Annotated in this window: 22 protein-coding genes; 10 read left to right on the top strand and 12 right to left on the bottom strand. The window is 73.5% G+C overall.

Annotated elements, in window-relative coordinates:
- Positions 1-809: 809 nt before the first annotated feature.
- Positions 810-2,027, bottom strand: coding sequence for a tRNA dihydrouridine synthase DusB (dusB, locus tag JQN72_RS05050; protein ID WP_204134080.1), 1,218 nt, complete (start codon positions 2,025-2,027; stop codon positions 810-812).
- Positions 2,028-2,087: 60 nt separating this feature from the next.
- The gene (locus JQN72_RS05045; RefSeq protein ID WP_204134079.1) at positions 2,088-2,819 is read right to left on the bottom strand and encodes an alpha/beta fold hydrolase; all 732 of its coding nucleotides are present in this window, start codon (positions 2,817-2,819) and stop codon (positions 2,088-2,090) included.
- Positions 2,820-2,872: 53 nt separating this feature from the next.
- Here JQN72_RS05045 and JQN72_RS05040 point away from each other — a divergent pair, with 53 nt between their 5' ends.
- On the top strand, positions 2,873-3,706 hold the full coding sequence (locus JQN72_RS05040; protein WP_204134078.1) for a sulfurtransferase: 834 nt from the start codon (positions 2,873-2,875) through the stop codon (positions 3,704-3,706).
- A 7-nt stretch (positions 3,707-3,713) separates the two neighbouring features.
- On the opposite strand, the gene JQN72_RS05035 is transcribed toward JQN72_RS05040, so the two are convergent.
- The gene (locus tag JQN72_RS05035; RefSeq protein ID WP_204134077.1) at positions 3,714-5,486 is read right to left on the bottom strand and encodes a hypothetical protein; all 1,773 of its coding nucleotides are present in this window, start codon (positions 5,484-5,486) and stop codon (positions 3,714-3,716) included.
- Positions 5,487-5,567: 81 nt separating this feature from the next.
- Here JQN72_RS05035 and JQN72_RS05030 point away from each other — a divergent pair, with 81 nt between their 5' ends.
- Together JQN72_RS05030 and JQN72_RS05025 are read left to right on the top strand one after the other, a co-directional pair.
- Positions 5,568-7,355 (top strand): HSP90 family protein, encoded by a 1,788-nt coding sequence (locus tag JQN72_RS05030; RefSeq protein WP_204134076.1) that lies wholly within the window; start codon positions 5,568-5,570, stop codon positions 7,353-7,355.
- Positions 7,355-10,189, top strand: a complete 2,835-nt coding sequence (locus tag JQN72_RS05025) for a hypothetical protein (RefSeq protein ID WP_204134075.1) — start codon at positions 7,355-7,357, stop codon at positions 10,187-10,189. The genes JQN72_RS05030 and JQN72_RS05025 overlap by 1 nt, the downstream gene beginning before the upstream one ends.
- Positions 10,190-10,203: 14 nt before the next feature.
- Here the strand turns inward: JQN72_RS05025 and JQN72_RS05020 are convergent, their stop codons facing one another.
- Positions 10,204-11,610 carry a glycine--tRNA ligase gene (locus tag JQN72_RS05020; RefSeq protein ID WP_204134074.1) on the bottom strand — a complete coding sequence of 469 codons (1,407 nt, stop codon included), beginning with the start codon at positions 11,608-11,610 and terminating at the stop codon, positions 10,204-10,206.
- A gap of 66 nt (positions 11,611-11,676) precedes the next feature.
- On the opposite strand from JQN72_RS05020, the gene JQN72_RS05015 reads away from it, so the two are divergent.
- The 6 genes from JQN72_RS05015 (at position 11,677) to JQN72_RS04990 (ending at position 16,509) form a co-directional block, all read left to right on the top strand.
- On the top strand, positions 11,677-11,967 hold the full coding sequence (locus JQN72_RS05015; protein WP_307812426.1) for a DUF6703 family protein: 291 nt from the start codon (positions 11,677-11,679) through the stop codon (positions 11,965-11,967).
- A 51-nt stretch (positions 11,968-12,018) separates the two neighbouring features.
- Positions 12,019-12,972, top strand: a complete 954-nt coding sequence (locus JQN72_RS05010; protein ID WP_204134073.1) for a metal ABC transporter substrate-binding protein — start codon at positions 12,019-12,021, stop codon at positions 12,970-12,972.
- The gene (locus JQN72_RS05005; RefSeq protein WP_307812425.1) at positions 12,969-13,790 is read left to right on the top strand and encodes a metal ABC transporter ATP-binding protein; all 822 of its coding nucleotides are present in this window, start codon (positions 12,969-12,971) and stop codon (positions 13,788-13,790) included. The genes JQN72_RS05010 and JQN72_RS05005 overlap by 4 nt, the downstream gene beginning before the upstream one ends.
- The gene (locus tag JQN72_RS05000) at positions 13,783-14,769 is read left to right on the top strand and encodes a metal ABC transporter permease (RefSeq protein WP_204134072.1); all 987 of its coding nucleotides are present in this window, start codon (positions 13,783-13,785) and stop codon (positions 14,767-14,769) included. The genes JQN72_RS05005 and JQN72_RS05000 overlap by 8 nt, the downstream gene beginning before the upstream one ends.
- Positions 14,766-15,179, top strand: coding sequence for a Fur family transcriptional regulator (locus tag JQN72_RS04995; protein ID WP_204134071.1), 414 nt, complete (start codon positions 14,766-14,768; stop codon positions 15,177-15,179). Before JQN72_RS05000 ends, JQN72_RS04995 begins: the two co-directional genes overlap by 4 nt.
- A 106-nt stretch (positions 15,180-15,285) precedes the next feature.
- A complete protein-coding gene (locus tag JQN72_RS04990) occupies positions 15,286-16,509 on the top strand; it encodes an endonuclease/exonuclease/phosphatase family protein (protein WP_204134070.1) in 1,224 nt (407 codons plus the stop codon).
- A 27-nt stretch (positions 16,510-16,536) separates the two neighbouring features.
- Here the strand turns inward: JQN72_RS04990 and JQN72_RS04985 are convergent, their stop codons facing one another.
- Genes JQN72_RS04985 through JQN72_RS04970 form a run of 4 tightly spaced genes read right to left on the bottom strand, consistent with a single transcriptional unit; the run spans position 16,537 to position 19,617 of the window.
- Entirely contained in the window at positions 16,537-17,193 is a 657-nt protein-coding gene (locus JQN72_RS04985) for a maleylpyruvate isomerase N-terminal domain-containing protein (RefSeq protein WP_204134069.1), read from the bottom strand.
- Positions 17,194-17,204: 11 nt separating this feature from the next.
- Positions 17,205-18,002: an isoprenyl transferase gene (locus JQN72_RS04980; RefSeq protein ID WP_204134068.1), complete on the bottom strand. Its 798-nt coding sequence runs from the start codon at positions 18,000-18,002 to the stop codon at positions 17,205-17,207.
- On the bottom strand, positions 17,999-18,724 hold the full coding sequence (gene recO / locus JQN72_RS04975) for a DNA repair protein RecO (protein WP_204134067.1): 726 nt from the start codon (positions 18,722-18,724) through the stop codon (positions 17,999-18,001). Before recO ends, JQN72_RS04980 begins: the two co-directional genes overlap by 4 nt.
- Positions 18,725-18,774: 50 nt before the next feature.
- A complete protein-coding gene (locus JQN72_RS04970; protein ID WP_204134066.1) occupies positions 18,775-19,617 on the bottom strand; it encodes an AlkA N-terminal domain-containing protein in 843 nt (280 codons plus the stop codon).
- 69 nt (positions 19,618-19,686) lie between these two features.
- On the opposite strand from JQN72_RS04970, the gene JQN72_RS04965 reads away from it, so the two are divergent.
- Entirely contained in the window at positions 19,687-20,277 is a 591-nt protein-coding gene (locus JQN72_RS04965) for an alpha-ketoglutarate-dependent dioxygenase AlkB (protein ID WP_204134065.1), read from the top strand.
- A 124-nt stretch (positions 20,278-20,401) separates the two neighbouring features.
- On the opposite strand, the gene JQN72_RS04960 is transcribed toward JQN72_RS04965, so the two are convergent.
- From JQN72_RS04960 to JQN72_RS04945, 4 genes are all read right to left on the bottom strand, one after another.
- Entirely contained in the window at positions 20,402-21,265 is an 864-nt protein-coding gene (locus JQN72_RS04960) for a PfkB family carbohydrate kinase (RefSeq protein WP_204134064.1), read from the bottom strand.
- A gap of 12 nt (positions 21,266-21,277) precedes the next feature.
- Positions 21,278-23,023, bottom strand: coding sequence for a 2-isopropylmalate synthase (leuA, locus tag JQN72_RS04955; RefSeq protein WP_204134063.1), 1,746 nt, complete (start codon positions 23,021-23,023; stop codon positions 21,278-21,280).
- A gap of 319 nt (positions 23,024-23,342) precedes the next feature.
- Entirely contained in the window at positions 23,343-23,600 is a 258-nt protein-coding gene (locus JQN72_RS04950) for an acyl-CoA-binding protein (protein ID WP_204134062.1), read from the bottom strand.
- A 41-nt stretch (positions 23,601-23,641) separates the two neighbouring features.
- Positions 23,642-24,676 (bottom strand): aspartate-semialdehyde dehydrogenase, encoded by a 1,035-nt coding sequence (locus JQN72_RS04945; protein ID WP_204134061.1) that lies wholly within the window; start codon positions 24,674-24,676, stop codon positions 23,642-23,644.
- Positions 24,677-25,067: the final 391 nt, after the last annotated feature.

Raw genomic sequence — 25,067 nt, 5'->3', positions numbered from 1 at the left:
CCAGCGAACGGTGGACGCGACTCGGTCGATGCCTGTACGTCGCACAGACCCGCCGCTGGACCGGCTCGGGCGGGCGCACGCGGCGGCGCTGCGCGGGCGGGCCGGGCTGCGCTCTCGCCCTCGACGCCGCGGCACATCTGCACGGGACACGCCCGGACCCGCCACCGGTGATCGTGGTCTGGGTGGCGAGGGGGGCGCTCCGTGACGCGCCTTCCGGGGACGCGCTACCGGGAGCGGAGCACCCTCCGGCCGTCGCGTCGGAGGGGCCTGCCGGTGACCGGCGCCGCCGACACGGTGCTCGACCTCGCCGACGTCCCGGGGACGTCCTGGCACGAGGCGGTGGACATCGCGGCCCGGTGGGTCCAGCGACGTCGAGCGCCGTCACGGCCTGCCGAACGCCCGGCTCCAGGTCCCGGCCGGCTCAGAGGGGAACCGGCTGCGCCAGGACGCCGAGTACGAGGAGTGGGGCGTCGTGCTCGAGCTCGACGGACGGCTCGGCCACGAGGGCGAGTTCGTCGCGCATGACCGGCGACGCGACCGAGCGGCGGCGCGTGCAGGGAGGCTCACGATGCGGGCCGGGTGGGTGGATGTCGACCAGGACCCGTGCGGTCTGGCCGTCGACGTCCATGAGACGCTGCGCAGCCGCGGCTGGCGTGGTCGCGGCCGGGCGTGTGGCCCTCGGTGCGCGCTGAGGCACGTCGTCGCCGGAGCCGCATGACCCCGACCCGGAGAAACCGGCGTCACGGCCCCGGTTTCTCCGGGCGCCGGTCGACGGGGCACCCGGTGGCGGGCACGGCCGGTCGGCCGGGTCAGCCGCCGGAGACGGACAGCTCGGCCTGGGCGACCTGTGCCCGCTGCGCCTCGTCGAGATCGCGGCCACGCAGCCAGTTCTCGGGCAGTGCGACGACCCGAGGAGAGCCCGCCCGGCCACGCGGGCCCTCGGCCGGGTCGCCCGGCCACGGCGCGTCGAGGTCCATCCCGGCGATGAGCCGGTCGAGCGCCTCGAGCGAGTCGACGAGGGCCAGCTGGTTGCGCACCGTCGACCCCGCCGGGAAACCCTTGAGGTACCAGGCGATGTGCTTGCGGATGTCACGGCAGCCGCGCTGCTCGTCGCCGTCGTAGAAGTCCACGAGGTACTCGGCGTGTCGGCGCAGCACGGAGGTGACCTCGCGCAGCCCGGGCCGTACGCGCGCGTCCGACCCCGCGAACGCGGCCGCGAGGTCGGTGAACAGCCACGGCCGGCCGAGGCATCCGCGCCCCACGACGACGCCGTCGCAGCCGGTGCGCCGGACCATCTCCAGGGCGTCCTCCGCCGACCAGATGTCACCGTTGCCGAGGACCGGGATGCTGGTCACGGCCTCCTTGAGCCGCGCGATGGCGTCCCAGTCGGCCTGCCCGGAGTACGCCTGGGCCGCGGTGCGGCCGTGCAGCGCGACCGCGGCGGCGCCCTCGGCCTCCGCGATCCGCCCGGCGTCGAGGTATGTCACGTGGTCGTCGTCGATCCCGACCCGCATCTTCACCGTGACCGGGACGTCGTGAACGGACGCCTCCCGGACGACCGCGCGCACGACGCCGCGGAAGAGGTCGGTCTTCCACGGCAGGGCCGCTCCCCCGCCCTTACGGGTGACCTTGGGCACGGGGCAGCCGAAGTTGAGGTCGATGTGGTCGGCGCGGTCCTCGGTGACGAGCATCCGCGCTGCGAGCCCGGCGGTCACGGGATCGACGGAGTACAGCTGCACCGAGCGCGGCGACTCTCCCGGATCGTGCGAGATGAGCCGCATCGTCTCGGGGGTCCGCTCGACGAGCGCCCGCGACGTCACCATCTCCGCGACGTAGAGGCTCGTCGCCCCGGACGCCCCACCGCCCTCGAGACCCGCGGCGCCGTACTCGCGGCACAGCCGGCGGAAGGCGCGGTTCGTGATGCCGGCCATCGGTGCCAGCACGACCGGCGACTCCACGACGTGCCGCCCGACCCGCAGCGGAGGCAGGACCGGGGTGTGCACCGGGGTGGCGGTTGTGAGCGACATGGCGCCGCCCATTGTCGCGCGGGCGCCCCGGATCCCCGAATCGCCGCCCCTGCGTCGTGCTCATCCGGCGCGGCGACCGGCCCAGGCGATCAGCTCCCACAGCGCCGCGGCGGTCTCGGCCGGGTGGGTCAGCGGGAAGACGTGCAGGCCCCGGGGGACGGTGACGACCCGCACCCACGGCGCCGACCGGGCCGCCCGGCGGAACCGGCGGACGTCGACGCGCAGCTGGTCGAGCTGGCCGTTGAGCAGGAGCACCGGTGCCGTGACCTCGGCGAGCATCTCGGGACGGCACTCGCGCATCACCGAGGACCAGGCCGCCGGGATGCCGTCGAACCCGTAGCCGAGGTCCTTGATCGCGGCCGCGAGGGCCGGCGGCAGCAGGGCCTCGAACTCGCGGTCCATCCCGCGCGACATCCGGTCGACCCCGAGCCGCTGCTGCACCCGTGCCAGGGTGCGGTAAGCCGACGCCCCCGGGCCGGCCGGCACACCGGACGCCCCGATGAGCGCGAGGCCCGCCAGACGGTGCGGGTTCCGGGCGGCCCAGGCGAGCACGACGTAGCCCCCGAGGCTGTGCCCCGCGAGGACGACCGGGGTGCCGTCGTCCGGCCCGACGGCCGCGTCGAGGGTGGCGAGCGCGGCGTCCCACGAGAAGGTCTCGGCCCGCCGGTCACCGTGGGCGGGCAGGTCGGGTGTCACGACGTCGACGTCCGGGCCGAGGAGGGCCGGGTACCGCGTCCAGACGGCACGGTTGACCTGCGACCCGTGGACGAGGACGAGACGGACGCGGCGCACCTCGCCATCCTCGCGCACCGGACGTCCGGGGGGACCGGTGGTTGGATGACCGGGTGCGCGCACTCATCTCCGCCGACGAGCTGGCCACTGCCTCCGGCCGGGGCGAGGTGCGCGTCCTCGACGTGCAGTTCGCCCTCACCGGCACCCCCGGACGCGAGCTCTACGCCGCCGGCCACGTCCCGGGCGCGCCCTTCCTCGACCTCGACACCGCCCTCGCGGGCCCGCCCGGCCGGGCCGGACGCCACCCGCTCCCGGACCCGGCCACACTCGAGGATGCCCTGCGCCGCAGCGGAGTCTCGGCGGACGACGACGTCGTCGTGTACGACCAGCGCACGTCGTTGTCCGCGGCGCGGGCCTGGTGGGTCCTGCGCTGGGCGGGGCATCCGCAGGTGCGCGTGCTCGACGGCGGTCTCGACGCGTGGGTGCGTGGCGGCCACCCGGTGACGACGGAGGTGCCGTCGCCGGAGCCCGGGGACATCCGCGTCCGACCCGGCTCGGTCCCGGTGCTCGACGCCGACGGCGCCGCCGCCATGGCGCGCTCGGGTGTCCTGCTCGACGTCCGCGCAGCCGAGCGCTACCGGGGCGAGGTCGAGCCGCTCGACCACGTCGCCGGGCACATCCCGGGCTCGGTGAACCTGCCGATGACCGAGCTGCTCGCCGAGGACGGCACCTTCCTCCCGCCGGACGAGATACGGGCCCGGGCGGCCACGGCCGGGGTGCACCGCGACACGCCGGTGGGGGTGTCCTGCGGCTCGGGCGTCACCGCGGCCCAGATGGCCCTCGCGCTGCACCTCGTCCGCGTCGAGGCCGTCCCGTACGTGGGCTCCTGGAGCGAGTGGATCGAGGACCCCCGGCGTCCGGTCGCCACCGGCGACGGGGAGGGCTGAGGGCGTCTCAGAGCGACCAGGCTCCGCTGAACCCCTGCTCGAAGGCGGCACCCTCGGGTGCCGGCGGGTCGACATCGGCCACGAACGCCATCCGTCCGCCGATGACGTCCCAGGCGAGCACCCGCACCACCGGCCCCCCGCCGGCCGGGTCCGTGGACCGGGACTCGAGCAGCACGGTGTCCCGGGGTCCCCACGCCAGCGGGCGGTACGCCGCCGGCGGCACCGCGTCCGCCGCGGGGGCCGCGAGGATGCGCGGGAGCGGACGCAGGTCGCCCTGCACCGCGACCAGACCCTGACCGCGACCCTGGACCTCCGGTGCGGACGCGAAGAACCCCGCGCAGCAGGCCCAGCCCTCGGTGTTCGACACCGACGGCCCGTACGCGTCGAACGCCGGCCCTTCCATCCTGCGCACCTCCACGAGGCGGCCGCTGCCCGAGAACCGCTGGACGAAGGCGGCACCGGACGTGACCCGGATGTCCGCCCAGCCCGGGTTCACCGGGTTGCCGGCGCGCCGGACGTCCTCGGTCCGGCTGTCCACGAGCCAGCCCGACCGGGCGCTACGGGCGATGACGGTGCGTCCGTCCGTGGCCCAGCCGGCCTCGGAGAGCGCGTCGTCCGGCACCGCGATGCGTCGCGCACGGGCCGAGCGCACCTCGAGCACCACGACGGCTCCGGGCTGCGCGAAGACGAGACGGTGCCGGTCGGCGTCGACGGTCCGGGGCCCGAGCGCCACCGACACGTTCCCCGCCGGGTCCTCGGTGGGCCGGAGCGGAGCCATCGCGACCACCTGCGGCTGCGGCGACTGCCGCGGGAGCAGGAGCGCCGGCTGGTAGCGGTCCTCCCCCACCCGGACGAGGTAGACCGCCCGCACCGACGCCTGCGAGCCGGCCGGGGACAGGATCGGCAGCGGCCGTGCGGTACCGGGTCCGAGCCGGGCGGGCAGCGCGAGGGAGGCGGCGTCCGGGTAGGCGGGGAGGTCCACCTCGTCCTCCGGTGCGGGCGCGAGATGCACCGTCGCGCCGGCCAGCGCCACCGAGGACAGCCGGCCGTCGGATGGGCGGTGGCTCGGCTCCGGACGGGGGCCGCCCGGCCTCTCACGTGCCAGGACCCAGGTCAGTGCTCCCCAGGCCAGCGCTGCCCCTCCCGCGACGACCACCCGTCTGCGGGCTGTGCGGCGGCGTGTCACCGCGCTCTCCCACGCCTCCTGGACGAGCCCCGGAGCGACGGGCTCGGGCACGGCGCTCTCCAGCCGGTCGCGGAGCTCCGCCTCCGAGAGGTCCTCGGGTCCCGCGGCGAGCGCGGCCGTCAGCGCCGCGGTCATCGCCGCCGCCGCGGTGACCCGGTCGGCGCGCACGGTCTCGAGCGGACGACCCACCACGGCTGCCACCTCGTGGTCGGTCCGGTCCTCGAGCAGAGACAGCCCGAGCACCACGCGCTGCTCGGGCGGGAGGCGGTCGAGAGTCATCCGGACAGCGACGTCGGGGTCGTCCGGGTCCGGGGCTGCCGCCCCGGCCTCCGCGCCGTCCGCGGGGGGTACCGACAGCGCCTCGGCGACGGCTCGCCGCACGACCTCGCTCCGCAACCAGTGGGCCGGCCCGCTCTCCCGCGCCTCGCCCCAGTGCCCTGCGAGCCCGACCAGCGCGTGACGCACGACGCCCTCCGCCACGGCCGGCGAGCGGGTCACGAGGAGGGCGAGCCGCAGCGCCGGCCCTCCGTGGGCGGCGGCCAGCTCGGCGAACTCCTCCGCCTCGTCGGCCGCCTCGGCATCCCGCCGCGCCATGGGCACCTCCTCCGTGGCGTCATCGTGCCACCCGGCGAGCCTGGGCCACGGCGGAGTCCGCCCGTCTGGTTCGATCGGTGCATGACCGGGGCGAACCAGAGCTTCCACGTCGACCTCAGGGGCGTGGTGGACCTCCTGTCCCATCACCTGTACTCCAGCCCCCGGGTGTACCTGAGAGAGCTCGTCCAGAACGCCGTCGACGCCATCGCTGCACGCCGGGAGGAGGACCCCACGGCACCCGGGGCGGTCCGCATCGTGCCCGCCGACGTGTCCCCGGACGGCCGTCTCCACGTCGTCGACACCGGGGTCGGGCTCGACGAGCACGGGGTACGCACGGCGCTCGCGACGATCGGCGCGTCCACCAAGCGCGACGCCCTGGGCATGGCTCGGGAGTCCTTCCTCGGCCGCTTCGGCATCGGGCTGCTGTCGTGCTTCCTCGTCACCGACGAGATCGAGGTGGTGACCCGCGCGGCCGGGAGCGGTGAGGGCCTGCGCTGGCGGGGCCGGGACGACGGCGCCTACACCCTCGAGGCCCACGGCCGGGACGAGCGGGGCACCGACGTCGCTCTCGCCCCGCGCGGCAGTGCCGCCGAGCTGCTCCGCACCGCCTCGGTCCTGCGGCTGGCCCGCACCTACGCCCGTCACCTCGAGGTCGACCTCGTCGTGGAGACCGCCGACGGGCCGGTCCCGGTCGCGGGTGAGCGCTTCCCCTGGGAGGGCGAAGGGCCCACGGCCCTCCGCGGCACGCCCGCCTGGTGCGAGCAGGTGCTCGGCTTCACCCCGCTCGACGTCGTCGCGCTCGCCGACCCCGCCAGCGGTCTGCGGGGGCTCGCCTTCGTCCTGCCCAGCGCGTCCGCGGGCCGTCCGACGGCGCGGGTCCACGCGCGCCGGATGCTCGTCTCCGAGGCGGAGCCCGACCTCCTGCCACCGTGGGCCACGTTCGTCCGGGCTGTCGTCGATGTCGACGGGCTCGACCTCACGGCGTCCCGCGAGTCGCTGCGCGACGACGACTCCCTGGCGGCGACCCGGGACCACCTCGGCGAGCAGCTGCGCACCTGGCTGGTCCGGATCGCCGCCACTGACCGCCAGCGCGCCGACCGCTTCTTCGCGGTGCACCACCTGGGGGCGAAGGCCATGGCCGCGACCGACGACGCGATGCTCGACGTCGTGGCGTCGGTCCTGCCGTGGGAGACGACGCTCGGGACGATGACCCTCGCCGAGTTCGCGGCGCAGCACCGGGTCATCCCCTATGTCGACAGTGTCGAGCACTACCGGCAGGTGTCCACGGTGGCGACCGCGCAGGGAGTCCCCGTGCTCAACGCCGGGTACGCCTACGACAGCGCCATCGTCGAGCGCTACGTCGCCGTCACCCCGGGTGCCGAGTCCCGGCGGATGCCACCCGAGGAGCTGACGGCCCACGTCGAGCGGCTCGACGCCGACGACGAGTCGGCCTTCGCGGCACTGCTGGACATCGCCCGCAGCGTCCTCGCCCGCTCCGACGCCGAGCCCGTCGTGCGACGGTTCCGACCCGAGTCGATGCAGTCGGTTCTCCTCGTCGGCGACAGCGCGACCCGGGAACGGGACCGCCACACCGTGGCCGATGCGGCCGACGGCCCCTGGGCCGTCGCCCTCGAGGCGCTGACCTCACCGCACCCGAGCGGGCCGTCCTTCGTCCTCAACGCCGGGAACGACTCGGTCCGCCGGCTGGCCGAGAGCCGCGACGCGGAGCTGCAGCGGCTGGCGGTCGAGGCGCTGTACGCCCAGGCCCTGCTCGCCGGCCGACACCCGCAGACGCCGTTCGACAGCGCTCTCGTCGCCCGAGCGCTGCCCGCCCTCATCGACCGCGTCATCGCGGGGAGGGACCTGTGATGCAGTGGGAGCAGGTCTCACCCGAGTTCGCGGACCTCTCGCTCGCCGCCGACCGGCTGCCGCACGGCCCCGCGCAGGTGCGGGCGCACGAGGAGGCGCTGCGGCTCGCCCGGCAGCACGGGTCGTTCGCCGAGGAGTTCGTGGCCCGTCAGGACATCGTCACCGCCCTGTACTACGTTCCCGACGACCCGGTGATGCTCACGCACATCGCGTGGCTGCGCGCCGCCCTGGCCCCGGGGAAGGGCCTGGAGCAGGTCGAGCGCAACGAGGTGCTGTGGAAGCTCAAGTGGGCCGTGGACAAGATCGAGAAGATGCCCGAGGTCCCGCTCGACGCCTGGGCGGCCACCGTCGACGACCTCGCCGCGGCGCTGGGCGAGGACGGGTTCCACCTGCGTCCGGCGTACGCCGCCAGGGCCTGGCTGGCGGTCGCGCGCGGCGACGACGACGGGCGGGACGAGGCCCTGGCCCGCTGGCTCGAGGAGCCGCGCGACGAGCAGAGCGACTGCTTCGCCTGTGAGGCCCGGGAGCAGGCGCTGCTCGCCCACCGGTCCGACCCGCAGCGGGCCCTCGACCTGCTCGCGCCCGTCGTGGCCGGCCGGCTCTCGTGCGGCGAGGAGCCGCAGACCTGCCTGTCCCACGATGCCGAGATCCGCGCCGGACAGGGTGACCTCGACGGCGCCGCGGGCTCCTTCCGCCGGTCCTGGCAGCTCGTGGCGGACGACGCCGCGGAGGCGACGACCGCGGCCCGATGCCTGCGGGTCCTCGTCCGTCTCGGCAACACCGACCGTGCGCTCGACCTCCTCCTCCCCCGCCTCGGCTGGCTCGACGAGCTCCACACGGCGTTCGACCGTATGTGGTTCGCGGCCACCGCGGCGTGGGTGCTCGGACACGCACGCCGGGTGGGGCTGGCCCCTGACACGGTCGACGGCCGGCCCACCGCGCAGGTCGAGGACGAGCTGCGGGCGCTGGGCGCGGAGCTCGCCGCACGCTTCGACGACCGCAACGGGACGTCCGTGGTCGGGGACGCGGTCGGGGCTGCGCTCGACGACGGCGTCGTCGCCGAGGAGCCGACCCTGCCGCCGACGCACCTGCCGAGCACCGAACCTCGGCCGGAGCGCGGAGCGCCCCAGCCGACCAGCGGCGACGAGGTCGTCCACCTCGCGGCCCGGGTCCAGCAGGCGCGCCACGAGCTCGACCCCACGCTCGAGAAGGCCCTGCGCGGCTGGCTCCGCTCGCGCGAGGAGGTGCTCGGCATGCTCAGCACCCCCGCGGAGTGGGCCGCTGCGGCGGTGCTCGACCGCTCGTCGTGCCCCCTGCTGCGTGACCCCGAGGCGGTCCGCGCACGGCTGGACGCCGCGGCGTCCGAGGCCATCCGTGGCGGCGACGGCCTCGAGGCCACGATGGCCAGGGCCGACCTCGCCGCGCTCGAGGTCACCGAGGCACTCGCCGCGCACGGCCCGTCGTCCCCCGAGGTCGCGCACGCCCGGACGGCCGCTCGCGCGCTGCACACCGTCATCGAGGAGGACGGCCACACCGCGGAAGCCGCCTCAGCCCTGCGCTGGTACGCCCTGACCACCGGGCCGGACGACGCGGTCGAGCTGCTGCTCCACGCCGCGTCGCTGTACGGCCGCTCCGGTGGGGTCGCCCGTCAGGCGCTCTGCCTGCTCGACGCCTCCCCGGTCGCCTTCGCGGCCGACCCCGCCCGCGCCGCGGCCATGATCGAGGAGGCCGCTGCGCTGGCCGGGGAGCGGCCCGCACTGCAGGTCCGGATCCTCGACCTGCGTGCGCGGCTCGCCCGCATCGAGGGCGACGACGAGCAGGCCGATGCGCTCTACCTGGAGGCCCTCGCGTCACCCGGTGCCGTCGAGGGCGCCCGGATGACCCTCCTCTTCGCCTACTGCGACCTCCTCGTCCAGCAGGGCGACTACCCCCGGCTCGAGCCCCGCGCGGCCGACGCGGTCGCCGTCGCGACCGCGATGCGCGAGCCGGTCGCCCTCGCCGTGGGGCAGCGCCTGCTCGGGCTCTCCTGGCTCGAGACCGGCCGTCCGGTCGAGGCCGCCGAGCTGCTCGAGGCCGCGTTCCCGGTCATCCGGCAGAACGTGCCGGACCTCGTCGGTCCCACCGGCTGGGCGCTCGGCAACGCCCTCTCGGCCGTGGGCTCGCCGGCACAGGCCCGCACCGCGTACGCCACCGCGTCCGCCGCCTTCGAGGCGGCCGGGAGGCTCGAGGAGGCCGGCCACAGCCAGGTCCGGGCCGGCACCAGCGCTTGGGACGCCGACGACCCCGAGGCCGCGCGCGCGCACTTCGACGACGCCATCGACAAGACCCGCTCCAGCGGCACGCTCGACGCCCTGCTGGCGGCGCTCCGCTACCGCGCCGGGCTCGTCGCCGGCCAGGACGACGTCGACGCCGGTCTCGTCGAGCTCGACGCCGTCCTCGAGGAGGTCCAGCTCGTCGCCGACGCCCTCCCGGACGGGCGCGGTGACGCGTTCGACGCCGAAGAGCTCGAGCCGGACCTGCTCCGGCAGGGCGGTCACCTGCTGGCCCGTGCCGGCCGCACCGACGACGCCGTCGCCCGGATGCGTGCCGCGCGAGCCCTCGTCGGTGGGCACTACGAGACCGTGCTCGGCGCCGAGGAGGCCGCCATGCTCGCGGAGGCCGACCGGATCGCGGAGGCCGAGCCCCTGCTGCGCACGGCGTTGACCGACCTGCGGTCGGCCGGCCTGCACGCCGAGCGGGTCGAGGCCGCGGGAGCCCTGGCCCGCGCACTCGACCGCGCCGGGCGCCCGGACGACGCCCAGGCGGTGTGGGAGGAGTTCGGCCCGGAGGCCTGACGTGCGCTCGAGGCTCAGCAGCCGACGAGGCGCTGGGCCAGGTACCCCTCCACCTGGTCGAGGGCGACCCGCTCCTGGGTCATCGCGTCCCGCTCGCGGACGGTCACCGCGTGGTCCTCGAGGGTGTCGAAGTCGACGGTGATGCAGAACGGGGTGCCGATCTCGTCCTGGCGGCGGTAACGGCGGCCGATGGCGCCGGCGTCGTCGAAGTCGACGTTCCAGTGCCGTCGGAGCGTGGCGGCGAGGTCCTTGGCCTTGGGCGAGAGGTCGGCGTTGCGCGAGAGCGGGAGCACGGCCGCCTTCACCGGAGCGAGCCGCGGGTCGAGCCGCAGCACCGTCCGGGTGTCGACGCCACCCTTGGTGTTGGGGGCCTCGTCCTCGGTGTAGGCGTCGACGAGGAAGGTCATCAGGCTGCGGGACAGGCCGGCCGCCGGCTCGATGACGTACGGGGTGTATGTGGAGCCGGTCGCCTGGTCGAAGTACACGAGGTCGGTGCCGGAGTGCTTCGTGTGGGTCGAGAGGTCGAAGTCGGTGCGGTTGGCGATGCCCTCGAGCTCACCCCACTCGCTGCCGGAGAACCCGAAGCGGTACTCGATGTCGACGGTGCGCTTGGAGTAGTGCGAGAGCTTGTCCTGCGGGTGCTCGAAGTGCCGGAGGTTCTCGGAGCGGATGCCGAGGTCGGTGTACCAGCGGGTCCGCTCGTCGATCCAGTACTGGTGCCACTCCTCGTCCTCCCCGGGGGCGACGAAGAACTCCATCTCCATCTGCTCGAACTCGCGGGTCCGGAAGATGAAGTTGCCGGGGGTGATCTCGTTGCGGAAGCTCTTCCCGGTCTGGGCGATGCCGAAGGGCGGCTTGCGGCGCGAGGCCTGCATGACGTTGAGGAAGTTGACGAAGATGCCCTGCGCGGTCTCGGGCCGCAGGTAGTGCAGGCCGGACTCGTCCTCGATCACGCCGAGGTAGGTCTTGAGCATCATGTTGAACTCGCGCGGCTCGGTCCACTCCCCCCGCGTGCCGCAGCTCGGGCAGGCGATCTCCGAGAGCGGGACGGAGTCGGGGTCGACCTCCTTGCCCTTCTTCGCCGCCTTGTCGGCGACGGCCTCCTGCATGTGGTCGACCCGGAAGCGCTTGTGGCAGGACTGGCACTCGGTGAGCGGGTCGGAGAACTCCCCGACGTGGCCGGAGGCGACCCACGTCTGGCGCGGGAGGATGATCGAGGAGTCGAGCCCGACGACGTCCTCGCGCGCGGTGACCATCGCCTTCCACCACTGCCGCTTGATGTTCTCCTTGAGCTCGACGCCGAGCGGGCCGTAGTCCCAGGCCGAGCGGGTGCCTCCGTAGATCTCGCCGCACGGGAAGACGAAGCCCCGGCGCTTGCACAGGGAGACGACGGTGTCGACGACGGAGGTGGAGGATGCCATGTCGGAAAGGCTATCCGCCGGGCGGTGCGCCTCTCGCACCGGTTTCCGGCGGCAACCGTACGCTGGGTGACCGTGTCGAGCCTGCGCCAGTCATTCGAACGTGCCAGCCTGCCCGCCGTGACGTGGCTCAGTGGCCTGCCGCGCGTCGTCCCGTTCCTCCTCGTCCTCGGTCTCGTCGTCGCCGGCCTGTTCCTGCCGGGCATCGGATGGGTCCTCATCCTGCTCGTCGTCCTCGCCCTGACCTGGATCCTGGCGCTCGCCTGGCCCCGGCTCGGGCCCGCCGAGCGGCTCATGCGGGTGGCCGTCGTCGCGCTCATGGTCGCCGTGCTCGTCACGCAGGTCTTTCCGCGCACCTGACCGGCTCGACCCACTTGACAACGGTTCTCATTTCATTTGAGAATGATTGTCATGAAGCGTGCTCTCACCGCCCTCGCCACGACCTCGGCCCTCGCCCTCACGGGATGCGGCTCGGCCGACCCCGGGTCCGACGGCTCCGGCACGTCGCTCGACGTCGTCGCCGCGTTCTACCCGCTGGAGTGGGCCTCCCAGCGGGTCGGGGGTGACCACGTGTCCGTCACCGCTCTCACGAAGCCCGGTGCCGAGCCGCACGACCTCGAGCTCACCCCCAAGGACGTCGCCGGAATGACGAGTGCCGACCTCGTCGTCTACCTCGCCGACTTCCAGCCCGCCGTCGACGAGGCGGTCGCGAACGAGGCCTCCGACGCGAGCTTCGACGTCTCCCCCGACGCCGACCTGTCGCTCGCCGCACCCGAGGGGGGCGAGCACTCCGACGAGGAGGGCGAGCACGCCGAGGAGGACGGGGACCACGCCGAGCACGAGGGCCAGGACCCGCACTTCTGGCTCGACCCCGTCCGCTACGAAGCCGTCGTGACGGCCATCGGCGAGCGGTTCGCGGAGGCGGACGCCGGTCACGCCGAGGACTACCGCGCCAACGCGGCCGCTCTCGTCGCGGACCTCCGGTCGCTCGACCGCGACATCGAGTCGGGGCTCGCGGGCTGCTCGAGCACCGACCTCGTCACGAGCCACGTGGCCTTCGGCTACCTGGCCGAGCGCTACGGCCTGCACCAGCAGGGCATCGCGGGGATCTCTCCGGACATCGAGCCGGACGCCGCGACCCTCAGGGACCTCGCGGCGTACGTGCAGGAGCACGACGTCACCACCATCTACAGCGAGACCCTGGTCTCCCCCGACCTCGCCGAGACCCTGGCCCGTGAGACCGGCGCACGGGTCGAGGTGCTCGACCCCGTCGAGGGGATCACGGACACCTCCGCCGGCAGCGACTACCTTGAGGTGATGCGCAGCAACCTCGCGACGCTCGAGAAGGGACAGGGCTGTTCGTGACGCCCGCTCCGTCCCTCATCGAGCTGCGGTCGGCGTCCTTCGGGTACGGCGACCGCAGCATCGTGTCCGGCGTCCACGTCACCGTCGAGCCGGGAGAGGTCGTCGCCCTGCTCGGGCCGAACGGCTCCGGCAAGTCGACCCTCGTCAAGGGACTGCTCGGTCTCGCCGACCACCAGGGCGGCGAGGTCCTCCTGCTCGGCGTCCCGCGCGACCGGTTCCGTGAGCACACCCGCATCGGGTACGTCCCGCAACGGCACTCGCTCTCCGCGTCGGTGCGCGCGACCGTCGCCGAGATCGTCGCCGTGGGGCGGCTGCCGCATCGCCCCTGGTGGAAGCCCGCGAGCGCCGAGGACCGCGCCGTCGTCGCCGAGTCGATCGACGCCGTCGGCCTGTCCGACCGGGCCGACGAGGAGGTCGCCTCGCTCTCCGGCGGGCAGCAGCGCCGGGTGCTCATCGCCCGGGCGCTGGCCGGCCGGCCGGATCTGCTGGTCATGGACGAGCCGACGGCCGGCGTCGACACCGCCAGCCAGCACGCGCTGACGGACGTCCTCGCCCGTCTCGTCGCGGGCGGCACCTCCATGCTCGTCGTCACGCACGAGCTCGACGCCCTGCACGACGTCGTGACGCGCATCGTCTGCATGGACGCCGGGCACCTCGACTTCGACGGCACGCCCCCCGAGTACGAGGCGCACCTGGCCCTGCGCGCGCACCACCACGGCTCCGGGCACCACCACGACGACCCCGGACGACCCGGGGTCCGCCGCGTCCTCGGAGGCGGACCGCTCGACCCCACCGCACAGGCGGTGGCCGGTGAGTGACATGCTCGCGCTCGACTTCATGCGCCAGGCGCTCCTCGCCGCGCTCCTCGCCGGGATCGCCGCCCCCCTCGTCGGCACCTTCCTCGTCCAGCGTCGGATGTCGCTCATCGGGGACGGCATGGGGCACGTGGCGCTCGCCGGTGTCGCGGTCGGTGTCCTGACCGGCCAGCAGCCGGTCCTCACCGCGCTCGTCGCGGCGGTGGCCGCCGGGGTCGCGATCGAGCTCATCCGGGCCTCCGGACGCACCAGTGGCGATGTCGCCCTGGCGGTGATGTTCTACGGCGGCATCGCCCTCGGCGTGGTCCTCATCTCCCGCTCGAGCGCCGGAAGCCCGTCGAACCTCACCGCCTACCTCTTCGGCGCCATCCTCACGACCAGCCGCGGCGACCTCGTCGTCCTGGCAGCCCTCGCCGCGACCGTGCTCGGGGCGACCCTGCTCCTCCGACCGCGCTTCTTCGCGGTCGCGAACGACGAGGAGTACGCCCGTTCGGCGGGGATGCCGGTCATGGCGTACAACCTCGTCCTCGCGGTGCTCACCGCCGTCACGGTCGTCGTGTCGATGCGCGTCGTGGGCCTGCTGCTCATCAGCGCACTGATGATCATCCCCAACGCCACGGCCCAGCTGCTCTCGCGCAGCTTCGCCGCCAGCGTGAGGTGGGCCGTCGTGATCGGGGTCCTGAGCAGCGTCGGTGGCGTGGTCGTGTCCTACGAGGCCGAGACACCCTCCGGCGGCACGATCGTCCTCGTCGCGATCGCCACCTTCCTCGTCGTCACCGCGGTCTCCGCCGTGCACGGACGGCTCCGCCGCGCCGCGCACGCCCGCGCCGAGCGGCACGACCACGAGCACGGTCCACGGTGCGGCCACCCGGCGGTGCCCCACGGAGACCACGTCGACTACCTGCACGACGGGCACCGGCACGCGGCGCACCAGGGCCACTACGACGAGCACGGCGAGCACGAGGAGGTCACGGCACGATGAGCGGACAGGCCCGCACCGAACGACGCCCCACCCGCCAGCGCGCGGCCATCGCCGAGGCGCTGGCCGATGCCACGGAGTTCCGGTCCGCCCAGGAGATCCACGCCGACCTCGCATCCGCCGGGGATCGGGTCGGGCTCGCCACCGTGTACCGCAACCTCCAGGCCATGGCCACCGACGGCGAGGTCGACGTCATCCGCACCGCCGACGGGGAGAGCGTCTACCGGGCGTGCGCCACCGAGGACCACCACCACCACGTGGTGTGCCGCGGCTGCGGTCTCGCCGTCGAGGTCACGGCCGACGCCGTCGAGCGGTGGGCGGAGACCGTCGCCGCGTCGCACGGCTTCACCCAGGTGCGGCACACGGTGGAGGTCGACGGCCTGTGTCGTCGGTGCTCGTCCGGCTCCTCCTGAGTCCGACCGGCTCGTACATCTCCGTTTCACCGGCGAGCCGGCCGTCCGAGGAGCTACCGTTCCGGCCGTACTGACCCACCTCCATGCACGGGGAACGGACCACGCCATGACCCGCTCACGACGGGCGTTCGCCGCCCTCACCGCGACCGCCCTGTGCGCGACCCTCTCGGTGGCCACACCGGCCGCCACAGCACACGCCGCCACCACGTCGTGCGCGGCGAAGGCCGTTGCCGTCGCCGACCGCAAGGACCCGGCCCTCGCGCGCAAGGCGCTCGTCGGTGTCGCGAGCTACAACATCCTCGGGCAGAGCGCCGGCGGGACGTGGACGAACTGGCCGGCCCGCCGCACTGCCATCGCCGACCAGATCGCGAAGTGCCTCCCGGACGTCGTCGGGCTCCAGGAGGCGTCGCAGGGCTGGGTCCGCGAGACCCGGACGGCCACCCCTCGCCACATCTCGCAGTACGAAGACCTCACGGACCTGGTCAACGCCCGCACCCTGTCGGCCGGAAACCTCTACATCCCCGTCAACCGCTTCCGCCCGTCCTGCTCGTCCACCCCCGAGTGGAACGGCCGGTGGAAAGGACAGGCGGCTCCGTGGCGCACGTGCTACACGAGCCCGACCAAGGGTCCGAACGACAACCGCCTCCTGTACAACTCCCGGACCACCCGGTTGCTCACCCACGGGTCGGCGAACCTCCGGAGCTCGACGACGACGCGTCGCACCGTGGAGTGGGCCGTCCTCGAGCAGCGTGCGACCAAGCGACGCTTCCTCGCGGTCAACACCCACCTCGACGCCAAAGCAACCGACGCGTTCCGAGTCGCCCAGATGAAGCAGGCGCTCGGGGTCGTCGCCAAGCACCGGACGTACCAGGGGGCGTCTCTCCCGACCTTCGTCGTCGGCGACCTCAACTCCTCGCGCTACACCGAGGCGAGGACCGCAGCCGACGTGCTCACGTCCGCGAAGTGGGTCGACATCGTCGGCAACGACCGGCGGATGAAAGCCAGCGGGAGCGGCCTGGGCTGGTGCCGACGCCTCACGCCGCGGGCCCCGAGCGTGCCGATGGCGGCCCCCCGGTTCGTCAACGTCGTCTACAACACGACGAACAAGAGCACCTACTCCTGCACCTTCCCGGAGGGCAACACCTCGCGGCCGCGCCTGGACCGCTCCCAGTGGTGGAAGTACAACGGCAGCGCCATCGACTACATCTTCGTCTCGTGGGGCGTCCGGGCCCGGACCTGGGAGACGGTCGTCCCGGCGGGCAGCGCCTACGGCAAGGCCAAGAACCCGCCATCCGACCACAACATGATCATGACCTGGGCGTACGTCTGAGCCGGTCTTGGCGATGTCCGGTCCCGCTCAGAACGCGCTGACCGGCCCCACTGCTCGCTGTGGCCGGCTCAGAGCCCGGACGAGCGCGACCTGGCCGTGTCGCTCCGCGGCCACGGCCGCGAGCAGCGCGAGGACCTCGCGCACCGGCTCGGCGGGGAGCTCCGGCGTCGGCAGCCCGACGCTCGCGGCGAGGTCGTCGGTGTGCACGACGCACTCCATCGTCCGCGTGAGGAGGAAGTCCGCCGTCGAGAGCGACCATCCCTGCCACGGCAGATGGACCGCGTCAGGGACCCGCGCGCCCCGGATCACGGGGTCGAGGGCGTCAGGAAGGGCCTCGAGGTCGGCGTCCATCCGAGCCAGCAGTGCGTCAGGGCCGCTCGCTGCCGAGGCGTCGGCAGAGCTCCGGATCTCGACGTTCTGGTCGTCGTCGAGGCTCGTGTGCACCCACGCCGCCCTGCGGTAGTGGTCGAGCACCGAGATGACCTCGTCGGCACCGGGCGCCGCAGAGAGCAGGGTGACGACGTGCGAGGTCTGACGCGCCACGTGGTGGGCGAGACCACCGACCGTCATCCCCGCGCACGCGCTCTCCGCGTGCCAGTGCCGGGCGACCTCGGGGCTGCGGACCAGCCGGGCGACGACGGCCGCGACCTCCGGGTACTGGGTGACGACACTCGAGAGAGCCATGCCGGGTGAGGCTACCGGGAGTCCGCTCGTGGGGCGTCCACCGCACCGCCGTAGCGGCGGTCACGGGCCACGTACGTCTCGATCGCCGACCACAGGTCCCGGCGGTCGTAGTCGGGCCAGAGACGGTCCTGGAACACCATCTCGGCGTAGGCGCTCTGCCAGAGCAGGAAGTTGCTCGTCCGCTGCTCCCCCGAGGAGCGGACGAAGAGGTCGACGTCCGGCATGTCGGGCTCGGGCAGGTACCGCGCGACCGTGCGCTCGTCGACGGCGGACGCCTTGAGCCGGCCGCGCGCGACGTCCTCGGCGATGCGCCGGGTGGCGTCCCCGACCTCGGCCCGGCCGCCGTAGTTGACACAGAAGTAGAGGGTGAGGCCGGTGTTGTGCCGCGTCAGCTCCTGCGCGGTCTCGAGCTCCTTGATGACCGAGCCCCACAGTCGCGGCCGGCGACCGACCCAGCGCATCCGGACCCCCCACGAGTGCAGCTGGTCGCGGCGGCGGCGGATCACCTGACGGTTGAAGCCCATGAGGAAGCGGACCTCGTCCGGGCTTCGCTTCCAGTTCTCGGTGCTGAACGCGTACGCCGACAGGTGGGTGACCCCGACCTCGATGGCGCCGGCCACGACGTCGAGCAGGGCCGCCTCCCCCGCCTCGTGTCCCTTGGTGCGGGGCAGCCCGCGCTGGTTCGCCCACCGTCCGTTGCCGTCCATGACGATGGCGACGTGGCCCGGCATCCGCTCGGCGGGCACCGGCGGCGGAAGGGTGCCGCTCGGGTGCCGGAAGGGCTGCTCGTACCGGGTCGGCGCGCTCACCGCTCCACCATACGGAGGCTGCGGATGCCGCGTTCGAGGTGCCACTGGAGGAACGCCGCGGTGAGCCCGCTGCCCTCACGACGGTGCCGGGGGTCGGAGATGTCGGCGAGCGCCCAGTCACCGGCCAGCAGGGCGGCGAGGAGGCGCAGCGTGTCCGGGTGGGGTGCCGTGGAGCCCGGGGGGCGGCAGACCGGGCAGACGACACCCCCGGCGGCGACGTGGAAGGCTCGGTGTGGTCCGGGGGCGCCGCACTTGGCGCAGTCGTGGAAGCTCGGCGCGTAACCCCCGACGGCCATCGCGCGCACGAGGTAGGCGTCGAGGACCAGACCGGGGTCGTGCTCGCGGTGGGCGAGGCTGCGCAGCGCCCCGGCGAGCAGGAGGTACTGCTGCAGGGCCGGCTCGCGCTCCTCGGTGAGTCGCTCACAGGTCTCGAGGACGGCTGTGGCCGCCGTCCAGGCGTGGTACTCGCGGGCGATGAGGTCGCCCCACGGGTCGAGGGTCTCGACCTGCGTCACGGTGTCGAGGGTGCGGCCCTCGTAGCACTGGACGTCGATGTGCATGGCCGGCTCGAGCCTGGCCCCGAACCGCGACTTCGTCCGGCGCACCCCCTTGCCGACCACGCGGAGCTTGCCGAGACGCCGCGAGAGCACGGTGACGATGCGGTCGGCCTCACCCAGCTTGTGGGTGCGCAGGACGATCGCCTCGTCGCGGTAGAGGGGCACCCGGCCATTGTCGGGGCTGGGACCGACATCCCCGCGCTGCCCCGCCGTCGTCAGCGCGGCGGGTCGAGGGCGTGACGGGTCCAGAGGTGGACGACGGCCAGCGAGCGGTACGGACGCCATGCCTCCGCCAGGCGGGCGGCCTCGGCGGCCGGGACGCCCCCGAGCGCCTTGCGCAGGACGAGGTCACCGGGGAGGAACACGTCGGGGTCGCGCAGGCAGCGCATCGCGACGAGGTCGGCCGTCCAGGGACCGACCCCCGGCAGTGCGAGGAGCCCGGCCCGGACCTCGGCCCGGGCGATGGGGTCCGGCTGCGGACCGAGGTCGAGACCGCCCTCGACCGCTCGGGCGAGCGCGACGAGGGACCGCGCGCGACCGCCCGTGACCCCCACCTCACGCCGGACCGCGGCGGGGTCGGCACGCGCCAGGTCCCGCACAGCGGCGCCGCGCGCCGCGAGACGGGCGGCGAAGACCCGGCCCGCCACGAGGGACACGTGCTGTCCCACGATGATGCCGACGGCGGCCTCGAACGGGTCGGGGGCACCGGGCACCCGGACGTGCGGCCGTGAGGCGACCAGCGGCCCCAGCACGGGGTCCGTCCCCAGCGCCGCCACCCCGGACGCGACGTCGAGGTCGACCCCGAGCCAGCGTCGCCCGACCTCGACGGCCTCCTCGGTGCCCGGACCGCCGACCCGGAGGACGGGAGTCGCTCCTGCCGCGAGGACCACGGCGAGCTCCACGGAGCCACGAGCGGTGCCGACACGCCGGGTGACCGTCGTGCCGCCCGCCTCGGCGGTCACCCGGTCGACTCCCTCGACCGCGTGGGCGAGCAGCCACGCCCGGGCGGCCCGGACGTCGACCGGATTGCTGACGGCGTGCTCCACGGCGTCCTCCATGGTGGCCATCCTGCCGGGCGGGGGACACAGGGTGTGGACAGGTGTTCGATTCGTTCCTACACTCGAGACATGTCCGTGCTCCAGGGCTCCCTCCTCGACCTCGCCGACGGCATCGAGGTCCGGCCGCTCGGAACCGCGGTCCAGCGCATCGACCTCGGGAAAGGTGCCTGGGTCGACCGCCGCACGGGCTGGGTCGGTGGTGCGGACGAGCTCTACGGGGCCCTGCGCCGTGACGTGCCCTGGTACGCCGAGCGCCGCCAGATGTACGAGGGCATCGTCGACGTCCCCCGCCACCCCGTGCTCGACGAGTGCCGCGACGCGCTCACCGCGCACTACCGCGACGAGCTCGGCGAGCCGTTCGTCACCGCGGGCCTCTGCCTGTACCGCGACGGCCAGGACTCGGTCGCCTGGCACGGCGACCGGGTCGGACGCAGCCGGGACGAGGACACCATGATCGCCATCCTCTCCGTCGGGGCTCCGCGCGATCTCGCCCTGCGCCCCCGTGACGGCGGCTCCTCGGTACGGTTCGCCGCCGGGCACGGTGACCTCCTCGTCATGGGTGGGTCGTGCCAGCGCACCTGGGACCACTGCGTCCCCAAGACCGCCAGACCCGTCGGGCCGCGGATCAGTGTGCAGTTCCGGGTGCGCGGCGTCCGCTGAGCCACCCGGACGCTCAGCCCCGGATCTCCCCGACCCGGAACTCGACGACCCGGCGGACGAGGTCGAGCGGCAGCGGCTCGGTGTGCGGGAACAGCACCGAGCTCCTCGGTGTCGATGCCGGTGGTCAGTGCTGCTCGGCCCAGCCCCGTGCGCCGGACGCACCCACCGAGCGGCTCGCGACCCCCACCGCCGCGGCGAGCATCCCCGGGAGGTCGGCCGTGCCGTCGCGGGCGACCTCGGCGAGCAGAGCGCCGTGGAGGACGTCCCCAGCACCCAGGGTGTCGACGACGTCCATGACCGGGACGTCGACCTGTCCACCGCGGCCGTCGGCAGCCGACCAGCGCACCGGCCCGGCGCCGTCGGAGCACGCGACCCACCCGGGGCCGGCGTCGAGCAGCGTCTCGAACCCGCCTCCGCCGGGCTGTGAGAACGCGGCCGAGACCACGGCGATGTCCACGTCCGCGATGAGCTCCTCGAGCCCGGGCTTCCACGAACCGCCGTCGAGGAGCACGGGCACGCCGCGCTCCCGGGCACCCCGGGCGACCCCGAGTGCCACCGGGAGGTGGTGGCCGTCCACGAGTACCGCGGTGACACCCTCGAGGAGGGCGTCGAGGTCGCGGTCCGCGAGCGCACGGTAGTCCGCCGTCCCCACGGCGTTGCGCGAGACGACGGCCCGCTCCCCCGTCGCCTCCGTCACGAGCACCGTCGACAACGGTGGCTCGAAGGCGGCGGGTGCGAGGTCGGTGACGGCCACCCCGTGGGTCGCGAGGTCACGCAGCACGACGGCGGACAGCGGGCCGCTGCCGACAGCCCCGACGAAGCGGGTCTCGACGCCGAGCAGGGCCGCCGTCATCGCCGCGTTGCACGCCGGCCCACCCGCCGCCACGGTCGACGCCAGGGCGACGACCTTCTCGTCCGGCAAGGGCGGCGCCGCGACGACCTGGACGACGTCGACCGTCGCCAGCCCGCACGCGAGCACCGCACCCATGCGTCCGGAGCCTCAGTCGGTCTCGGCGCCGGCGCGCTCGGCCCGGTTCACCGCCGAGAGGATGGCGCGCAGCGATGCCTTGACGATCGACTCGTGCAGGCCGACACCCCACAGGACGCGGTCGCCCACGGCGCACTCGACGTACGCCGCCGCGCGGGCGTCCCCGCCGGCCGAGAGCGCGTGCTCGTGGTAGTCGAGCACGCGGACGTCGACGTCGAGCGTCGCCAGAGCGGCGGTGAAGGCGTCGATCGGGCCGTTGCCCCGGCCGTGGATCTCGGTCTCGGTGCCCTCGACGCGCACGACCGCGTCGATGACGTCCTGGCCGTCGTCGGTGCCGGTGATCGTGGAACGGACCGGCGTGAGCCTCCCCCAGCGCTGCTCGGCGTCGTCGGCGTGCAGGTACTCGTCGGCGAACATCGCCCAGATCTGGGTGCCGGTGAGCTCGCCCCCCTCGGTGTCGGTTCGGCGCTGGACGACGTGGCTGAACTCGACCTGCAGCCGGCGCGGGAGGTCGAGTCCGTGCTCGCTCTTGAGCAGGTACGAGACCCCGCCCTTCCCGGACTGGCTGTTGACGCGCACGACCGCCTCGTAGGAGCGGCCGATGTCGTGCGGGTCGATCGGCAGGTACGGCACGCCCCAGTCGAGGTCGTCGATGCTCGTGCCGGCCGCCTTGGCCCGGCCGTCCATGTCCTCGAAGCCCTTCTTGATGGCGTCCTGGTGGGAGCCGGAGAAGGCCGTGTAGACGAGGTCGCCGCCCCACGGGTGCCGCTCGTGCACCGGCAGCTGGTTGCAGTACTCGACCGTTCGCCGGATCTCGGCCATGTCGGAGAAGTCGATCTGCGGGTCGATGCCCTGGCTGAAGAGGTTCATCCCGAGCGTGACGAGGCAGACGTTGCCGGTGCGCTCGCCGTTGCCGAAGAGGCACCCCTCGATCCGGTCCGCTCCGGCGAGATAGCCGAGCTCGGCGGCCGCGACCCCTTCGCCGCGGTCGTTGTGCGGGTGCAGGCTGACGACGACGGACTCGCGCCGGTCCAGGTGGCGGACCATCCACTCGATGGAGTCGGCGTAGACGTTCGGGGTGGCCATCTCGACGGTCGCCGGGAGGTTGACGATCATCTTGTGGTCGGGGGTGGGGTCGATGACCTCGATGACCTCGTTGCAGATGCGAACCGCGAACTCGAGCTCGGTGCCCGTGTAGGACTCCGGCGAGTACTCGTAGTAGACGGTGGTCTCGGGGACGGTCTCCTCGAGCTTGCGGCACAGCCGGGCCGCCTGCAGGGCGATGTCGACGATGCCGTCCTGGCTCATGCCGAACACCACACGCCGCTGCAGCACCGAGGTCGAGTTGTAGAAGTGGACGATGGCCTGTTTCGCGCCACGGATCGCGTCGTAGGTGCGCTCGATGAGGTGGTCCCGACACTGGGTGAGGACCTGGATCGTCACGTCGTCGGGGATGTGACCGCCCTCGATGAGCTCGCGGACGAAGTCGAAGTCGGTCTGGCTCGCGCTCGGGAAACCGACCTCGATCTCCTTGTAGCCCATCTTCACGAGCAGCTGGAACATCCGGAGCTTGCGCTCGGCGTCCATCGGGTCGATGAGCGCCTGGTTGCCGTCGCGGAGGTCGACGGCGCACCAGCGCGGGGCCGTGGTCATGACCTGGTCCGGCCAGGTGCGGTCGGGGAGCTCGACGCGGATCTGCTCCTGGAACGGGACGTACTTCTGCGTCGGCATCCCGGAGGAGTGCTGGGGGTGGATCATCTGCTCACTTCGCCTTCGACTCGTCTGCGGTGGGACCGGCCGATGCAGCAGTGACTCCGCGACGAGGGGCGGCCAGTGTCAGGCCCCGCCGCGGCAGCGAAGGAGGAGGCGCGAGGAACGCACGGAAAGAGCATGCCACACGCGGGCGCGCCACGCCCATGGTCGTCCACGGCTCAGTCGGTCGTCCCGAGGACCATGCAGCCGTCCACGCGTCGCCCTGAGCGCGTCGGGGAGTGGTCGGAACCGCACCCGGGAGGCCTACCGGGTGCACGTCGTGACCGACCCTCGGGGCTGACCCGGGCGTGCCGCGAACGTCCGACTAGGAGCGCAGCGTCTCGACGGTGTCGACGTACTGGGTCATGGCCTCGTCCCGCGGTGTCCCGCTGACCGCTGCCCAGGCGTCGAACTTGGCGCGGCCGATGGGGTTGGTGAACCCGGGACGGGCGCCCGAGACATCACCTTCAGTGGCTTGCTTGTAGAGGGCGTAGAGACGCAGCTTGGTCTCGACGCCCGGGTCCTTCGTCATCGCGGACACGGCCGCGACCGCGGCGTCGAAGTCCTCGTCAAGCCATGCCATGGCGCAACTCTACGACCGCTCACCCACCGCGGCATCCCTCGTCAGGCGCGCTTGGCCAGCTCCTCCGCGACCTGCACCGCGTTGAGCGCGGCGCCCTTGCGGAGGTTGTCGCCGACGACGAACAGCGCCAACCCTTTTCCGTCCGGTGCGGCCTGGTCCGCGCGGACCCGCCCGACGAACACCTCGTCGCGCCCGGCGGCCTGGAGGGGGTTCGGGACGTTCGTCACGACGACCCCCGGCGCCTGGGTGAGCACTGCCACGGCATCCTCCGGGGTGATGTCGTGCTCGAACTCCGCGTGGACGGCGAGGCTGTGACCGGTGAAGACGGGGACGCGCACGCACGTGCCGGACACCCGGAGGTCGGGGATGTGGAGGATCCTGCGCGACTCGTTGCGCAGCTTCTGCTCCTCGTCGGTCTCGAGACTGCCGTCGTCCACCACCGAGCCGGCGAGCGGGACGACGTTGAAGCCCACCGGAACCGCGTAGACCTGGGGCTCCGGGAGAGCCAGGGCGTCGCCGGCCAGGGCGAGCTGCTTGGGGTCGCCGGCCGCGTACCCGCCGCGCAGCTGGTCGTCGAGCTCGGTGAGGCCCTTGCCTCCGGAGCCCGAGACCGCCTGGTAGCTGCTGACGTGGAGCCGGACGAGGCCTGCCCGTGCGTGCAGCGGCGCGAGGACCGGCATCGCCGCCATCGTGGTGCAGTTGGGGTTGGCGACGATGCCCTTGGGGATGTCGTCGAGGTCGTCGGGGTTGACCTCGGAGACGACGAGCGGGACTTCGGGGTCCTTCCGCCAGGCGCTGGAGTTGTCGACGACGGTCGCGCCGGCCTCGGCGACCCGAGGGGCCCACTCCTTCGACGTCGTACCGCCGGCGGAGAAGAGCGCGATGTCGAGACCCGAGAAGTCGGCGGCCGCGGTGTCCTCGACGACGACCTCGCGGTCCCCCCACGGCAGCGTGCTCCCCGCTGAGCGCGCTGAGGCGAAGTAGCGAATCTCCTCCACCGGGTAGTTCCGTTCGTGGAGGAGGGTACGCATGACCTTGCCCACCTGACCGGTGGCACCGAAGACTCCGACTCGCATGCACCTAGTCTAGGGAGACGGGGCGTGGGCGCCGGCCCGGACCGTCATCCGAGCGGATGGCGTGGCCGGAGCGCCCCCACCCCTGGAACGGCGCACCCGGCCACGCCCGCTCTCCGCCCCGGAGGTCCGTACGTGGCGCGACGGCCGGCCGTCGAACGGTCGCCGTCGCATGACTACTGTGAATGTGCTGTCCAGCCGGAGTCCAGCGACTTTGCGAGAGTTCGCAAACGGAGACCTCCACCTGGCCGGAAGGGGCCACGCGTTTCGCGATCGGGACAGTGCTGCCCACTGCGCTTCTCGAACACGCCGCTACCGGCCCTGTCGCTGACCTGGTTCGGACGCGGGCCTCGATAGCATCTCCAGACGCACGGACCCAGGGATGTGCCCCGCT

Origin of the sequence: Phycicoccus sp. CSK15P-2, assembly GCF_016888005.1 — a bacterium.
Taxonomy (GTDB): Bacteria; Actinomycetota; Actinomycetes; order Actinomycetales; family Dermatophilaceae; genus Phycicoccus.
Note: the sequence above shows the minus strand (reverse complement) of the source record. Positions and strands in the feature narration are given on the sequence as shown.

Bases quoted from the DNA above. Each gene is read 5' to 3' on its own strand.
- dusB (WP_204134080.1), bottom strand. From the start codon at position 2,027: ATGTCGCTCACAACCGCCACCCCGGTGCACACCCCGGTCCTGCCTCCG.
- JQN72_RS05035 (WP_204134077.1), bottom strand. From the start codon at position 5,486: ATGGCGCGGCGGGATGCCGAGGCGGCCGACGAGGCGGAGGAGTTCGCC.
- JQN72_RS05030 (WP_204134076.1), top strand. From the start codon at position 5,568: ATGACCGGGGCGAACCAGAGCTTCCACGTCGACCTCAGGGGCGTGGTG.
- JQN72_RS05025 (WP_204134075.1), top strand. From the start codon at position 7,355: ATGCAGTGGGAGCAGGTCTCACCCGAGTTCGCGGACCTCTCGCTCGCC.
- JQN72_RS05020 (WP_204134074.1), bottom strand. From the start codon at position 11,610: ATGGCATCCTCCACCTCCGTCGTCGACACCGTCGTCTCCCTGTGCAAG.
- JQN72_RS05010 (WP_204134073.1), top strand. From the start codon at position 12,019: ATGAAGCGTGCTCTCACCGCCCTCGCCACGACCTCGGCCCTCGCCCTC.
- JQN72_RS04995 (WP_204134071.1), top strand. From the start codon at position 14,766: ATGAGCGGACAGGCCCGCACCGAACGACGCCCCACCCGCCAGCGCGCG.
- JQN72_RS04990 (WP_204134070.1), top strand. From the start codon at position 15,286: ATGACCCGCTCACGACGGGCGTTCGCCGCCCTCACCGCGACCGCCCTG.
- JQN72_RS04985 (WP_204134069.1), bottom strand. From the start codon at position 17,193: ATGGCTCTCTCGAGTGTCGTCACCCAGTACCCGGAGGTCGCGGCCGTC.
- JQN72_RS04970 (WP_204134066.1), bottom strand. From the start codon at position 19,617: ATGGAGGACGCCGTGGAGCACGCCGTCAGCAATCCGGTCGACGTCCGG.
- JQN72_RS04965 (WP_204134065.1), top strand. From the start codon at position 19,687: ATGTCCGTGCTCCAGGGCTCCCTCCTCGACCTCGCCGACGGCATCGAG.
- JQN72_RS04960 (WP_204134064.1), bottom strand. From the start codon at position 21,265: ATGGGTGCGGTGCTCGCGTGCGGGCTGGCGACGGTCGACGTCGTCCAG.
- leuA (WP_204134063.1), bottom strand. From the start codon at position 23,023: ATGATCCACCCCCAGCACTCCTCCGGGATGCCGACGCAGAAGTACGTC.
- JQN72_RS04950 (WP_204134062.1), bottom strand. From the start codon at position 23,600: ATGGCATGGCTTGACGAGGACTTCGACGCCGCGGTCGCGGCCGTGTCC.
- JQN72_RS04945 (WP_204134061.1), bottom strand. From the start codon at position 24,676: ATGCGAGTCGGAGTCTTCGGTGCCACCGGTCAGGTGGGCAAGGTCATG.